Here is a 14029-nt window from a genome sequence, read left to right on the forward strand (position 1 = left end):
AGGCTCGATTCCCGCCCCACGGAAAGCGAGCGATAAGCTTCGGAAAATACGGTTGCTGAATTTCTGCACAACCTGATAAAAAACCGGCCCTATCCGGATAGGGCCGGCTTGTATCATGATTTATTTTCTTTGAACCATCCGTTGACTTGTGTGAAGAACTTCGCCATCGTCTCCGGCTTCGACATATTCGGGACACGCGCAAGAAGCACTTCTTTCGGAGCTTTCAAGCCGTCCTTTTTCTTCTGCAAAACCAAGACGGCTTTTGCATGCTGGGCATTTTTGAAGATGTTCTCCGGCAGTTCCATCACCGCCTGAATATGCGCCTGCTGTTTCAGGAAGCTATGCAATTGCCCGGCAAGCGGCGACTCGAAGATGTTGCGTGGAATGACAAAGAACAAATAGCCGCCTTCTTTCGTATGCTTCAAGGACTGCTCGATGAACAGGTGATGGGCATAGGACATGCCTTCTTCCGCTTTTAGTTCATAATTCGATGCAGTCGCTTCGTCCGGATAATAACCGACCGGCAAATCGGAAACGACGCAGTCGACCGGATCGATCAATAGTGGCTGCAGGGCATCCTGCAAATAAAAGGTCACTGGCTGCTCGATCAAATTGCCGATATTCGAAGCAAGGCGGATCAACAGGTCATCCAGTTCGACAGCTGTTCCGCTCATGCGGCCATCTAAATAATTCATTACCGTAAACAGTAGATTGCCCGTGCCCGCAGCTGGGTCCAGGACAGTCGCTTGTTGTTCCTTGACGAATAGCTCCACTAGATAGCCGATCAACAGGCCGAGAGCATCCGGCGTCATCTGGTGATGGGGCTGGACATGCTCTTTCATGCCTTTCAAAATCGACAGCTGGATCGCTTTTCGCATATCTTCTTTCGTTGCGTCTTGTGCGATAGTTAATTGCCCGTCCAGCCAGCGCTCGGTCGTCGTAAGCAAACTTTCCAAATAGGAATTTTCTTCCTGTTTTTGGATCGACACCGTTTCATTGTCAATCGCCGTAAAAATGCTTTCCATCGATGAATTCATAAATCTCCGTCCTCAATAAGGAAACCTTTCCTGGTATTAGTTTGTCAGCTCTTTAACTGCTTCGAGTGCTTTGTCGTAATCAGGGTGATCGGTGCCTTCTGCCACGTATTCCACATATGCAACTTTTCCGTCTGTGTCGACTACGAAAATGGAACGTGCCAACAAACGCAATTCCTGCATCGTCAATCCATACGCTTCACCGAACGAAAGGTCACGATGGTCAGACAATGTCGTGATCGAGTCTACACCGTTAATTTCTGTCCAGCGCTTCTGCGCGAATGGCAAGTCGCAGGAAACCGTCAGCACTTCGACGTCTTCTCCGAGTGATGCCGCTTCATCGCTGAAGCGTTTTGTCTGATCGGAACATACTCCTGTATCGAGTGATGGAACGACACTGACCAAAAGCACTTTGCCTTTGAAATCGTGTAAGGTCTTCGGTTCCAGGCTATTCGATAGCGCCGTGAAATCCGGTGCCTGATCGCCCACTTTCACTTCATTGCCTGGCAATGTTACAGGGTTTTGCTTGAATGTGATTTGTACCAAATTGCAACGCCTCCCTTTCAGATTACCTTTATCATACTAAATGCTTTCACTCTCTTGCAACTGAGACCCTTCCAGCCGTTTTCTCGCCATCTGCTGTTTGCGGTAGGATTCCTCGTGGACAACGGTCGTGTCCGCGATAAAATCATGTACGCCTTGCTTCAATGGCGTAAAGCCGACAATCCAGTACAAAGGCAAGATCGTCACTGATATGAAGCGGCCGATCCATTCGCGGAACAATAAAGTGGACCAGGATAAACGATCCGTTTTCAGCGAAACAACACGCAGGCCGAAAATCATCTTGCCGACCGTCTGCGCGAAAAATTTGGTCATCAGGACAAAATAACCGTAAAAGACAATCGCTGTCAAAATCGCATAAGGCGCGTACCATGCCGTTTCAGCCGTTTCCCACCCGAAGAGCGCAAACAACGGGCGGATCAAAATAGAAGAAACTGCCGAAATAACCAGGATATCAATCAAATACGCCCAAAAGCGCATCCAGAAACCAGCCGGCTTGCGTTCATAAAAAAGAATCTGATCGTTTTCCGGCCGGACCGGCGGAGTTGCAGCCGCTCGCTCCGCCCCATCATTGTTGACGTGATCAGTCATGCTTCTCCACCTCCTTAGTTTTCACCGTATAGATACATCATGCGCGGCCCGCTGTTTTGGGACAGCATATCCGAGATGAACTTCGTTTCCATGTCCATGCCGAAAAATGAGCCTGCCTTCATCGCGAAAAGTGAGGACCAGTCATCTCCTGCACCGTACTCGAAAACTTCGGCATCGGCTAGATCGAAATCATCGCGCATCGCCTGGATGACATCTTCTGCAAAGCCGAAATCGTCCGCAAGGTTCGCTTCAACTGCTTGGCGGCCGTTCATGATGCGCCCGTCCGCGTATTCCTTCACTTCCGCTTCGGTCATATCGCGCCCTTCTTCGATAACGTCGACAAATTCTTCATATGAACTGTCGAGCATGTCTTGTAAAAGCGCACGTTCTTCTTCTGTCATTTCACGTGTCGGGCTCAGGATGTCTTTGTATGGCCCCGATTTGATGGTGACAAAATCCACGCCGTAGCGTTCTGCCAATTCGCCATAATTGACACTTTGCATGATAACGCCGATCGATCCTGTCAAGGTTTCTTCGCTGACGAAGATCTTTTCAGCTGGCGCGGCAATATAATAACCGCCTGATGCAGCCATGGCACCCATCGAAACGTACAGCGGCTTGCCGGTTTCCTCCTGGATCTCCTTAATCTTATCGTGAATCTGAGCGGACTCAACGACCCCTCCACCAGGGGAGTTGACTTGCAGCACAACTCCTTTGACGCTGCTGTCTTCCTTAACAGCCTGCAATTGCTCCATGAACAAATCATGGTTATAGCCGGCAGCGGCAAATACGGAAGACTCCCCTGTATCTTGGATCGCCCCGTCCACATTCAATACGGCAATCCGGTTGGACGTATCGCCTGACTCAACCACTTGTTCGCTTAAAGCCGTCTGTTCCATGCCTGTCCAATCGTCAAAGCCTGAAGTGAAATCCGATTGCAGCACTGAAAAAGCCGAGTTAATGACTAGAGATATCACCAGCAAAGCAGCAGCGGCCAGCAAGGCAATCCATCGTTTTGTGTTCATCATGTTTCAGTTCCCTCCTTAAGTATTCCATTTAACTATACGCAGTAGCATTCAAAATGTTTCACTTTCCGCTAAATTCGGCACCAACTAAATGGCGGTTCTTCCTTGTCCGCCTTGCCTCCACAATTTTCGATCCAGTAAACAGGATCAAAGCACTCCAGATAAACGAGAAGGAAATGACCGATATTAAGCCGAATTTCTCCCCATAAAGGAAGACGCCGATCAACAGCATCAAGCTCGGGGCAATGTATTGAAGGAAGCCGATCATATACAAAGGAATGAGCGGCGCGCCCATGGCGAATAGCAATAGCGGCAAAGCAGTCAAAAAGCCGCTGAGGATGACGAGCAGGTCGGTCGACACGCCGCTATGCAGGAATGCCGCACGGTCGATTGAAAACAAATAAACATAGTAGGCGGTTGCAAACGGCAGCACGAACAGTGTCTCGATTGCAAGCCCCCTTAACGCATTCAATTGGATGGTCTTCTTGATCAATCCGTAGAACGCAAAACTGAACGCCATGCCAAGCGCGAGCCAAGGAAGCGTGCCATAGGAAATCGTGATCACCGAAACGCCGATTGCGGCAAGCACAAACGCAATTTTTACCGCCGGCGACAGCTTTTCCTTTAGAAAGAACGAGCCGAGCAGCACAGAAATCAACGGATTGATGTAATAGCCAAGACTGGTTTCGACGATCCGGTCATTGGTTACCGCATAAATATAGAAGAACCAGTTGGCGGAGATGAGAAACGAAGCAAGCATGAGCAGGAAGAAGGTTTTCTTCGACTTCCATAAAGACTTGACATCTTCCACGAACCGCTTGCCGCCTCCTGTCAGCACGATAAAGCCAAGCGTCAGCCAAAACGCCCAGAAAATGCGGCCAGCCAATAATTCATCAGCGGGCACATGGTCAACTTGTTTCCAGAATATCGGGAGAAATCCCCAAATCGTATAAGTTAAAATCGTCAGTAATGTTCCTTTTTTCTCTTCCGTCATCTTCGCATCGCGCACCATTCTTAAAATATTTTTATTCACGAAATAATAGACCCATTATATGCCTGCCCTATTGGAAAGTAAATACAGCAAAAGCCCCCGGTATAAGCGGAGGCTTTTGGCTAAATTATTATTTTTTTGCGTTTTCGGCTTGCCGCAGTTCGACGCGGCGGATCTTGCCGGATGCGGTTTTCGGCAACTCGGTGCGGAACTCGACCGCGCGCGGATATTTATACGGCGCCGTCAATTCCTTAACGTGGTTCTGGAGTTCCTTGATGAGCTCTTCTCCGCCATCATGCCCTTGAGTCAAGACGACGAACGCTTTCACGATCGTCCCGCGGATTTCATCCGGCGAACCGACGACAGCGCATTCCTGTACGGCGGGATGCTTGACGAGTGCATCTTCCACTTCGAACGGCCCAATCGTGTAGCCTGAAGAAATGATGATGTCATCGCCGCGCCCTTCAAACCAGAAAAAGCCCTCTTCGTCTTTCGACGCTTTGTCGCCCGTTACATAATAATCACCGCGAAACTGCATTTGCGTCCGCTCGGCGTCTTTGAAATATTCCTTGAACAGCGCCGGCGTCTCGACATGCACAGCGATATCCCCGACTTCTCCAACGGCACAAGGCTCGCCGTTATCGTCGATGATTTCCACCCGGTTGCCTGGTGTCGGTTTGCCCATCGAACCTGTGCGCCCTTCTGTGCCTTTCATCGTGCCGACAAGCAAGGTGTTCTCAGTCTGCCCATAGCCGTCGCGTACATCCAACTCGAAATGCTTCCGGAACACATCGATCACTTCAGCATTCAAGGGTTCGCCGGCTGACACGGCACTGTGAAGCGCGCTTAAATCGTATTTCGCCAAATCTTTCTGCTTCGCCATCAGGCGGTATTCTGTCGGCGTGCAGCATAGCACATTGATTTTCCGCTGTTCCAGCAACTCCAAGTATACTGCCGGGTCGAATTTGCCGTTGTAGACAAATGCCGTCGCCCCGCTTCCAAGTGTCGCGAGGAACGGGCTCCAGATCCATTTTTGCCACCCCGGACTCGCCGTCGCCCACACCAAATCCCCTGTTTTTGCCCCGAGCCAATGCTCTGCAGAGGTGCGCAAATGCGCGTACGCCCAGCCATGGCTATGGACAACGCCTTTGGGATTGCCGGTCGTCCCCGATGTGTAGGAGAGAAACGCCATATCGTCATTCTTGGTCGGTGCCGCTTCGTAACGATCAGAAGCTAAAGCCATTTCGTCCGTCAATGAAATCCAGGAATTCGATCCTTGGCCAATAACGAAATTCGTCAGCCCATCCATTTCTGCAACTCCCTCGAATTGGCCCAGAAACGGTTCATACGCGATGACCGCTTTGGCTTCGCTATGATTCAGCCGGTAAGAGATGTCTTTCGCCCGCAGCATTTCAGAACTTGGAATGACGACGATCCCTGCTTTCAATGCCCCAGTGTAAACTACATAGGCTTCGACGAGGCGAGGCACCATGACCAATACGACATCGCCTTTTTTTAGGCCAGCTTTCTCGAAGCTGTTCGCTGCACGGTTTGCTTGTTGAATTAATTCGTCATATGTAAGTTCCTTCTTTTCCCCTTGCTCATTTTCCCAAATGATCGCTTTGCGCCCGTCCCCAGTCGCAAAGCGTTCGAATTCTTCCACCAAATTATAGTTTTCAGGTGCCAGCAATTGTTCGCGTTTCATTCCAATCTCCCCTTTGCCAATGAACTAATATTATTCTTATATTATTATACAGTAGATATTTAATTATTCAAAATAATTATTTAAAACGCAGTAACTTCAATTTCGATTGATTCTCTAACTTAATCAAATCGACACCATTGATTTACTTCCAAAACCAATATCAATATTTCAAGTGATCGTTCTAATAGAATAACGAATTTATGTCATAACAAAAGCCCAGCCAAGAACAAACTTTCTGTTCTTGGCTGGGCTTTTCGAGTGAATCGGATTACAGCAAGTCTTCGAAACGCTGTTGTTTCTTTCTCGGGAATTCAATGATCTCGCGCTCTGCTACCGCTCGATCGATCATTTCGTCGAATGATACAAAGCTCTCGTAATGCTCCACTTTATCGGTTTTCGGTTTCGTTTTCGGGTTGGCCGGCGTGAAGATCGTGCAGCAATCCTCATATGGCCGGATGGAAATATCGTATGTGCCGATCGCTTGCGCCGTTTCGATGATTTCAAGTTTGTCCTGTGCGATCAAGGGGCGCAAAATCGGCGTGTTTGTCACTGCGTTGATCGCCTGCAGGCTTTCAAGCGTCTGGCTGGCGACTTGGCCAAGGCTTTCGCCTGTGATGATTGCTTTAGCGTCCGTTTTTGCGCGCACAGCATCCGCTATGCGCATCATCATGCGGCGCGTGGATGTCATCGTGATATTGTCCGGCACTTGCTTATGGACTTCCTGCTGGATTTCAGTGAACGGGATGATGTGCAAAGTGACAGGCGACCCGAAGCCGCTCAATTTCTCGGCAAGATCGAGCACTTTCTCTTTTGCGCGCTCGGTTGTAAACGGCGGGCTGAAGAAATGGATCAGTTCAAGCCTGACTCCCCGCTTGAGCATATGATATCCCGCAACAGGGCTATCAATACCACCTGACAGCATCAATAGCGCCCTGCCGCCTGCGCCGATCGGCAAGCCGGCTGCGCCTTGGATGGTTTCAGCCATCATATAAGCGGCGTCTTTGCGGATTTCGACATTCAAGTCGATATCAGGGTGTCTCATCGCGACTGTCAGTTCGGGCGTATTGCCGAGTACATATCCCCCGATCGTGCGCATGATCTCCGGTTTTTCGTAAGGAAATTCCTTGTTTGGCCTTTTGACGGAAACTTTAAAGCTCTTGTCCTTAGTATCCATCTTGCTGACAATCGCCAAAGCGGTGTGCTTCATATCATCCAATTCCAGACTGGTTTGTGTCACAGGGCTGAACGACTGGATGCCGAACACGTAAGGCAAGCGAGACACAATGTCTTCCATGCCTTGTTCATCGTCGCAGAACAGGAACATCCGGTCGCGTTCTGCTTTGATGCGCAAAGTCGGCGTGCCTGCGAATAAAGTCTGTATATTATTGCGGAGCCGTGAGATGAACGCTTTTCGGTTGCGGCCTTTTGTCGACAGCTCGCCGTAGCGGATAAGAATTTGGTTGGTTTTCATGATTGTTCGACTCCTTTGATCAATTGATGCGCTTTATGGAAACGTTTCTTCAATTCACTGATGTCTTCACGGGTGGTCATGGCGCCAAAGCTGATGCGGATCGTGCCGTCACGGTATTCGCGCGGCAGGCCGATTGCTTCAATGACGTGGCTTGCCTGCTTGTTCTTGGAAGAACAGGCGCTCGAAGTGGAAACGATGACACCTTCTTGCTGCAAGGCACCGACTAAAGTTTCCCCGCGCGCATCCTTGATCGCCACAGCCAGGATATGTGGCGCTGCGCCGGATGGGCTGACGATGTAAATGTCTTTGTATCCGGAGAAAAAGCTGCGCAATTCTGCATTCCATTCTAGATGATCGGGGTTTGGTGTTGCAAGGCGCAATGCTTTTGCCATTGCTGCAGCGTTCGGAACCGAGACCGTCCCGCTGCGAAGCCCGTCTTCTTGGCCGCCGCCGAACAAAATCGGCTCGAGTTCCGCCTTATTGACGGCCAAAATCCCGCTGTTCTTCAATCCGTGAAGCTTATGCGCAGAGACGGTCAGTAAATCCGGCATCTCCTGCTCGCCAAGCGGCAGCTTGCCGGCACCTTGAACGGCATCCACATGAAACAACGCACGGTGGTTGTTGAGCATGCGCCGAATATCCGCCAGCGGATGGATCGTGCCGATTTCATTATTGACTTGCATCAGGCTGACGAGAATTGTATCTTCCCGAAGCGCCTGCTGCAGGTCAGCGAGATCGATTGCGCCTTTTCTATCGACTGAAAGCAGTGTGATTTCAAATCCTTCTTTTTCGAGTTGCTTCAACGGTTCCAGAACCGATGGGTGTTCGGTTTTGCACGAGATGATGTGCCGGCCTTTTTCTTGATTGGCATGAGCGGCCCCCCGAATCGCCAGGTTATTCGCTTCGGTGCCGCCCGATGTGAAAATTATGCGCCCAAAGTCGAGCAGGCCCTTGATCTGGCTGCGCGCCGACTCGAGTAAATCTTCCGCTTCGTTTCCCAGGCGATGCAGCGAAGCCGGATTCGCGAAATAACGGCTGCTCGCCTTTACATAGGTTTCGAGCACTTGCGGGTCGGGTTCGGTCGTTGCGCTATTATCCAAATAAATCATTAGCAATCCCTCCGAAAAGAAAACCACCAGCTTGTCTGCTGGTGGTTTCGTTATTTTCTTAGTCCTTGTCTTTTACGAGCACTTCAATGCGTTTCATCGAACCGGGCTCGAAATTCTCGACAGCCGTCGCCGCTTCTTCGAGCGCTTTCGTATAGCGCATTTGGCGGAAAGATTCTTCCGCTTCCAAAAGATGGGCGTGAAGCTGTGGATTCGTCTTCCGGTAACGGTTTCCGTACTGGATAATGCGTTCCACCAGCAAGACGTTTTCGACCATTTCTTTCGCTTTGATCTCCACATCCGTAATGCTCGTTTCTGCCTGTTCCATATAATTATCGACTAGCTTCATATTAAGGGGCACTTCGCGAAGCGCGCGCATCGCGACAAACAAATGCTCTTCGGCTTCCTCGAGACGGACATCCATGTCTTCCGGAATGCCCGGGATGTTCGCTTTATGCAACATGCGGTCCGTCTCTTGAAGGCGGCGCCTCAGTTCCTCCACATGAATGCGGGCCTTGTTTTCCTCGACGCGCAAGTTTTTCAATGCATCGGTAAAGTCCATCTGCGTGGAATCGACGATCGTCAAATCTTCACGGATGTGCATCAATTCATCTTGGAGGCTTGAATAGGCGGATTGGTCTTCTTCCAACCGGTTCGCCAATAGTTCAAAGCGCTTTGCAAGCTGTTCGACTTTCTCTAGGCAAGTCTTCGGAATTGCCGCTTCTTGGTCCGTAATTTTATAGCTGTGCTGCACATAACGGCTTTCTTCTTCCAGTTCCTGGGTATCGCGCGCAACCACTTGCAGGTGGCGCTCTGTGTCCATCAGATGCTGGTCGATATAATGTTTTGCCGCTACTTCTTTTTCAAGCAGGTCGTACATGGCATCGATCCGGTCTTTTATTTCGTCGACACGGTTCTTGCTATCGGTTACTTCCAAAGTTTCCAGTTGTTTTTTCAAGACAGCCAGCTCTTGTTCGATTTCTTCGATCTTTTCGGTCAACCCAAGATGGTTGAGGTAATACGACTGCTCTTCCATTTCTTGTTTGCCTTGGCGCAGTTGCGCCAAATCCTGCGGAATCTTCTCATCAATTTCCGTCAGCATCATCGGGATATCGTCTACCAGCATAAAGGCTTGTGCGCTGTCAGCCGATAAATTGATGACTGTCTCCCGCGCTCTTAAGTAATTGCCTTCATCCGTCAACTGGTCGTATTCCTCGAAGCGTTGGACAAATGATTCCAAGCGCTTCTCAAGCGGCCCGGCAGCTGCGCCGTACGAAGACTTATGCGCGAGCAAGTTTTTGCGGGCACGAACGTATTTGTCCTGGATCAGATCCATTTCGCTGCGGTTTTTCTCTTCGCTGCCGATCAACTCGTCCAGTTCCGCGAAAATGACCGCGATTTGCTGATCGGCGTCATCTATTTTCACTTCGGCTTGTTTTTCAAGCTTGGAAGCCTTCGGGAAGTTAAAGCGCTTGATCGATTCTTCTGCATCATAGAGTGTTGCGTCTATTTTCGGGATGTCGACATCCATGATTTCGTCCCATTTATTACGCCAGCGCTCGAACATTTCCTCTGTCTGGCCGTTCAAGTTTAATTGTTTCACTTTAGTAAGTTCTTCCATAATTGGTTTCTCTTTTAGTTGCAGTTTCAGTTGTTCCAGACGCTCGATTTCCGCATTGTGTTTTTTTCGAAACACCATGCCGATGATAAGCAGCGCCAATAGAATGATGACCGCAATGATGATATACTCCATCATAAGTCATTTAGCCCCCTGTTCCAAATACATTACCGGTTACATAAGTATGTTTAATGATTCTTTTATTTTAACATGTATTCTACTCTTTTGTTTGCCAAATTAGAAGAAAACAGGGAATAATTTTATCAAATTGAAAAGATGGTGAACTTTATGAATAAACGCGACGGCCATATCCATACCCCATTCTGCCCCCACGGAACAAGCGACCCGTTCTGGGCTTATATCGAAAAAGCGGAAAAAAATGGCTTCTCGGATATCAGCTTTACCGAGCACGCCCCTTTGCCAGAAGGCTTTACGGATACGACACCCGATCAAGACAGCGGCATGGAATTGGGCGAATTGCCAGCCTATTTCGAAGCGCTCGATAAAGCCAAAGCGCAAGCGCCAGGTATGCGGATCCGCAGCGGCCTGGAAGTGGATTTTATCGAAGGCTTCGAAAAACAGACAGCGCAACTGCTCGAACAAGCAGGGCCAAAACTGGACGACGCCATTCTGTCGGTCCATTTTCTGCGCTATCAAGACCGCTGGATCTGCTCTGACTTCAGTGCGGAAGTGTTTATGGACCTTGCAAAAGATATGGGTTCTGTACAAGCCGTTTACGACCTGTATTATGATACGGTCGAAGCTTCCATATTGGCAGACCTCGGGCCCCATAAACCGAAACGCATCGGCCATCCGACTTTATGCCATAAATTCCAGCACATCCATCAGGAACAAATCGATGACGATGCGCGCATCCGTAAAATCCTCAGAATGATAAAAGAACATGGCTATGAACTGGATGTCAATTCCGCGGGACTGTCAAAACCAGGCTGCCTGGAATTCTATCCGCCGGAGCCTTATATCTCCTATGCACGTACACTCGGCATACCGCTCGTCTTCGGGTCCGACGCCCATAGTGCTGAAGGCTTGCACAAATACGCGGATCGCTTTTATACTGAACACTATTAAATAGAAACTTTTAGAAATGAGATGATTCCATGTTTGCTACATCCACTTACAGCGGCACACGCGAAGAGCAATACAACCTGCTCAATAAACAATTGGACGCCCTTCTTGCAGGCGAACCGAACCGCATCGCCAATTTATCGAATGCTTCTGCATTGCTTGGCCAATTCCTTGACCGCATCAATTGGGTCGGATTTTATTTGATGGAAGATGGCGAGCTTGTCCTTGGCCCATTCCAGGGAATGCCGGCTTGTGTCCGCATCCCGGTCGGAAAAGGGGTATGCGGTACGGCCATCGACAAAAATGAAACGATGCTCATCGATGATGTCCACGCCTTCCCTGGCCATATCGCCTGCGATGCTGCATCCCGCTCAGAGATTGTCATCCCTCTATTCAAAGACGGTGAAGCATACGGCGTACTCGACATCGACAGCCCGGAACTTGCCCGTTTTACTGAAGAAGACCGCATCGGGCTTGAAAAATTTGCAGAAACCTTATTGAAGCACATCTAAACGCACGAAAGATCCCGGCAGACAGTCTGCCGGGATCTTTTTTAGATTTCCTGCAAATTGGATTTAATTTGAGCGAAAGCCTGCTCCAGATCGGCCATTAAATCCTCGACGTTCTCAAGCCCGACCGACAAGCGCACAAGTGAATCGCTGATGCCCATCCGCTCCCGCTCTTCCGGAGGCACGACCGCGTGGGTCATCGTTGCCGGATGCTGGATCAAGGTTTCGGCATCCCCGAGGCTGACCGCAATCTTGATGAGCGACAAGGCATTCAAAAATTCCTGCGCCTGTTTTTTCCCGCCTTCTAGCTCGAATGAAATCAATCCGCCGCCGCGGCGCATCTGGTCTTTGGCAATCGACATTTGTGGATGTCCGGCATCGAATGGATACAAAATACGTTTGACTGCCTGTTCGCCATGGAGAAACGCGACTATCTTTTCCGCATTATCGATGTGGCGGTCCATCCGTACATGCAAAGTCTTCAATCCACGGATCAACAGCCAGGCATCGAATGGCGACATGATGCCCCCGAAATCTTTCTGGACGGTCATGCGGATCAACTGCATCTCTTCTGCATCCGCTCCGACTAGCACGCCGCCGACGACATCGCCGTGGCCGTTCAAATACTTGGTCGCGCTATGGAGCACAAAATCCGCACCGAACTCGAGTGGATTCTGCAAATACGGCGAACTGAACGTATTATCGACGACGACCCGCAAGCCATGCTTTTTGGCGGCGGCTTCAACCGCACGTAAATTGACGAGTTCCATTGTCGGGTTGATCGGCGTTTCGACGTAAATGACTTTCGTCTCCGGCCGGATCGCCTGTTCAATTTGTTCTTCAGTCGTCATCGCAATGAGCGAGTGCGTAATGCCGTACTTTTCTTCCATGATTTCCAATAAGCCGAATGTGCAGCCGTAAATCCCACGCGAACACAGCACGTGGTCACCGGCTTTCGTCAAATGGACAAGGATCGCACTGACTGCAGCCATCCCCGACCCAAATGCCAGCGCGCCTCCCCCGCCTTCGATCTCCGCCATGCGCTGTTCCAAGACGCGCACTGTCGGATTGCCGAGGCGCGAATAAATATTTCCGTCCTGCTCCCCAGCAAAACGGGCTTCTCCCTGTTCGGCATTCGCGAACGAATACGTGGACGTTTGATAAAGCGGCGTAGCCAAACTGTCATGATGCACAGAACTGTCATAACCTTCATGAATCACTGCTGTTTCAAACTTTTTCTTTTGTCTCATCATTCATACACCCCTCAAGAAAAATAGAAAGCGCTTACATTTACAACTATCTCCATTTTACTCTGAGGGCTCAGAAAAAGAAAGTCTCATTTCTGCACTTCCCCTACTTTATCCATTGACTGCGGCAGCCGATATCGGGTATACTAGCCTTTGTGTAAAATAATCGCAGCAGTTGTATGTGCGGGTTTGCCCATTTTGTTCCTCTGCGGAGGTGTATCGCGTAACTCTTGGCTGCTGAGCGAAGGTACATGAAAACAAAATGGCTTGCAGCATGAATACATCTGGTTTTTATTTTACTCTAAAAACCAAATTAGAGGAGGAGACTCACTATGTCTCGTTATACAGGTCCAGCATGGAAACTGTCACGTCGCCTTGGAATTTCTTTGAGCGGCACAGGTAAAGAACTCGAAAAACGCCCTTACGCACCAGGTCAACACGGTGCTAACCAACGCCGTAAAGTTTCTGAATACGGTTTGCAATTGCAAGAAAAACAAAAACTACGCTTCATGTACGGAGTTAACGAACGCCAGTTCAAAACTTTGTTCAACAAAGCTGGTAAAATGGAAGGCAAACACGGCGAGAACTTCATGATCTTGCTTGAAACACGCCTTGACAACGTCGTTTACCGCCTCGGCCTTGCGCGCACTCGCCGCCAAGCTCGCCAATTGGTAAACCACGGCCACATCCTTGTTGATGGCAAACGCGTAGACATCCCGTCTTACGCCGTGAAACCAGGACAAACAATCGCTTTCCGCGAAAAGTCCAACAACCTTGATGTTGTTAACGAAGCAATCGAAGTTAACAGCTTCGTTCCAGAATACGTTTCAATCGACGCTGACAAAAAAGAAGGCACATTCGTACGTCTCCCAGAGCGCAGCGAATTGTCTGCTGAAATCAACGAACAATTGATCGTTGAGTTCTACTCACGTTAATCGATTGACGAAAACCCTCCAGGTTCGCCTGGAGGGTTTTTTCTATGCAATTATTCCTCGGCCAGCTTTTTATCCTTTACATTGAAAGATGCGGGTTTCGTCGATTCCTCTCGCGGGCTATGCTACACTGTAGCCATATAAAGGAGGCGT

General features: G+C 49.5%; 13 protein-coding genes. 3 read left to right on the plus strand and 10 right to left on the minus strand.

Going from position 1 to position 14029, the window contains the following annotated elements:
- Positions 1-113 precede the first annotated feature (113 nt).
- From ON064_RS12555 to ezrA, 9 genes are all read right to left on the minus strand, one after another.
- The gene (locus tag ON064_RS12555) at positions 114-1037 is read right to left on the minus strand and encodes a class I SAM-dependent methyltransferase (RefSeq protein ID WP_274625028.1); all 924 of its coding nucleotides are present in this window, start codon (positions 1035-1037) and stop codon (positions 114-116) included.
- Positions 1038-1073: 36 nt separating this feature from the next.
- A complete protein-coding gene (gene tpx / locus ON064_RS12560) occupies positions 1074-1580 on the minus strand; it encodes a thiol peroxidase (RefSeq protein ID WP_274625029.1) in 507 nt (168 codons plus the stop codon).
- 36 nt (positions 1581-1616) lie between these two features.
- Positions 1617-2186 (minus strand): RDD family protein, encoded by a 570-nt coding sequence (locus ON064_RS12565; protein WP_274625030.1) that lies wholly within the window; start codon positions 2184-2186, stop codon positions 1617-1619.
- 14 nt (positions 2187-2200) lie between these two features.
- Positions 2201-3211 carry a signal peptide peptidase SppA gene (sppA, locus tag ON064_RS12570; RefSeq protein ID WP_121301198.1) on the minus strand — a complete coding sequence of 337 codons (1011 nt, stop codon included), beginning with the start codon at positions 3209-3211 and terminating at the stop codon, positions 2201-2203.
- A 61-nt stretch (positions 3212-3272) separates the two neighbouring features.
- Entirely contained in the window at positions 3273-4205 is a 933-nt protein-coding gene (rarD, locus tag ON064_RS12575) for an EamA family transporter RarD (RefSeq protein ID WP_274625037.1), read from the minus strand.
- 127 nt (positions 4206-4332) lie between these two features.
- Entirely contained in the window at positions 4333-5907 is a 1575-nt protein-coding gene (mbcS, locus tag ON064_RS12580) for an acyl-CoA synthetase MbcS (protein ID WP_274625031.1), read from the minus strand.
- Positions 5908-6175: 268 nt separating this feature from the next.
- The gene (thiI, locus tag ON064_RS12585; protein WP_274625032.1) at positions 6176-7378 is read right to left on the minus strand and encodes a tRNA uracil 4-sulfurtransferase ThiI; all 1203 of its coding nucleotides are present in this window, start codon (positions 7376-7378) and stop codon (positions 6176-6178) included.
- On the minus strand, positions 7375-8487 hold the full coding sequence (locus tag ON064_RS12590) for a cysteine desulfurase family protein (RefSeq protein WP_274625033.1): 1113 nt from the start codon (positions 8485-8487) through the stop codon (positions 7375-7377). Before ON064_RS12590 ends, thiI begins: the two co-directional genes overlap by 4 nt.
- A 58-nt stretch (positions 8488-8545) precedes the next feature.
- The gene (gene ezrA / locus ON064_RS12595) at positions 8546-10240 is read right to left on the minus strand and encodes a septation ring formation regulator EzrA (RefSeq protein ID WP_121301146.1); all 1695 of its coding nucleotides are present in this window, start codon (positions 10238-10240) and stop codon (positions 8546-8548) included.
- A 150-nt stretch (positions 10241-10390) separates the two neighbouring features.
- Between ezrA and hisJ the strand changes: the two genes are divergently transcribed.
- Together hisJ and ON064_RS12605 are read left to right on the plus strand one after the other, a co-directional pair.
- Complete coding sequence (gene hisJ, locus ON064_RS12600; RefSeq protein WP_274625034.1) at positions 10391-11191, plus strand: histidinol-phosphatase HisJ; 801 nt, start codon at positions 10391-10393, stop codon at positions 11189-11191.
- 29 nt (positions 11192-11220) lie between these two features.
- Positions 11221-11700 (plus strand): GAF domain-containing protein, encoded by a 480-nt coding sequence (locus ON064_RS12605; RefSeq protein WP_274625035.1) that lies wholly within the window; start codon positions 11221-11223, stop codon positions 11698-11700.
- A gap of 41 nt (positions 11701-11741) precedes the next feature.
- On the opposite strand, the gene megL is transcribed toward ON064_RS12605, so the two are convergent.
- Positions 11742-12950: a methionine gamma-lyase gene (gene megL, locus ON064_RS12610; RefSeq protein WP_407951619.1), complete on the minus strand. Its 1209-nt coding sequence runs from the start codon at positions 12948-12950 to the stop codon at positions 11742-11744.
- 326 nt (positions 12951-13276) lie between these two features.
- On the opposite strand from megL, the gene rpsD reads away from it, so the two are divergent.
- Positions 13277-13879, plus strand: coding sequence for a 30S ribosomal protein S4 (gene rpsD, locus ON064_RS12615; protein WP_121301150.1), 603 nt, complete (start codon positions 13277-13279; stop codon positions 13877-13879).
- Positions 13880-14029: the final 150 nt, after the last annotated feature.

The organism is Planococcus sp. A6, assembly GCF_028823615.1.
GTDB lineage: Bacteria > Bacillota > Bacilli > Bacillales_A > Planococcaceae > Planococcus.

Coding starts and splice junctions, on each gene's coding strand:
- ON064_RS12555 (WP_274625028.1), bottom strand. CDS start 1,037: ATGAATTCATCGATGGAAAGCATTTTTACGGCGATTGACAATGAAACG.
- ON064_RS12590 (WP_274625033.1), bottom strand. CDS start 8,487: ATGATTTATTTGGATAATAGCGCAACGACCGAACCCGACCCGCAAGTG.
- mbcS (WP_274625031.1), bottom strand. CDS start 5,907: ATGAAACGCGAACAATTGCTGGCACCTGAAAACTATAATTTGGTGGAA.
- hisJ (WP_274625034.1), top strand. CDS start 10,391: ATGAATAAACGCGACGGCCATATCCATACCCCATTCTGCCCCCACGGA.
- rarD (WP_274625037.1), bottom strand. CDS start 4,205: ATGACGGAAGAGAAAAAAGGAACATTACTGACGATTTTAACTTATACG.
- thiI (WP_274625032.1), bottom strand. CDS start 7,378: ATGAAAACCAACCAAATTCTTATCCGCTACGGCGAGCTGTCGACAAAA.
- rpsD (WP_121301150.1), top strand. CDS start 13,277: ATGTCTCGTTATACAGGTCCAGCATGGAAACTGTCACGTCGCCTTGGA.
- ezrA (WP_121301146.1), bottom strand. CDS start 10,240: ATGATGGAGTATATCATCATTGCGGTCATCATTCTATTGGCGCTGCTT.
- ON064_RS12605 (WP_274625035.1), top strand. CDS start 11,221: ATGTTTGCTACATCCACTTACAGCGGCACACGCGAAGAGCAATACAAC.
- sppA (WP_121301198.1), bottom strand. CDS start 3,211: ATGAACACAAAACGATGGATTGCCTTGCTGGCCGCTGCTGCTTTGCTG.
- megL (WP_407951619.1), bottom strand. CDS start 12,950: ATGATGAGACAAAAGAAAAAGTTTGAAACAGCAGTGATTCATGAAGGT.
- ON064_RS12565 (WP_274625030.1), bottom strand. CDS start 2,186: ATGACTGATCACGTCAACAATGATGGGGCGGAGCGAGCGGCTGCAACT.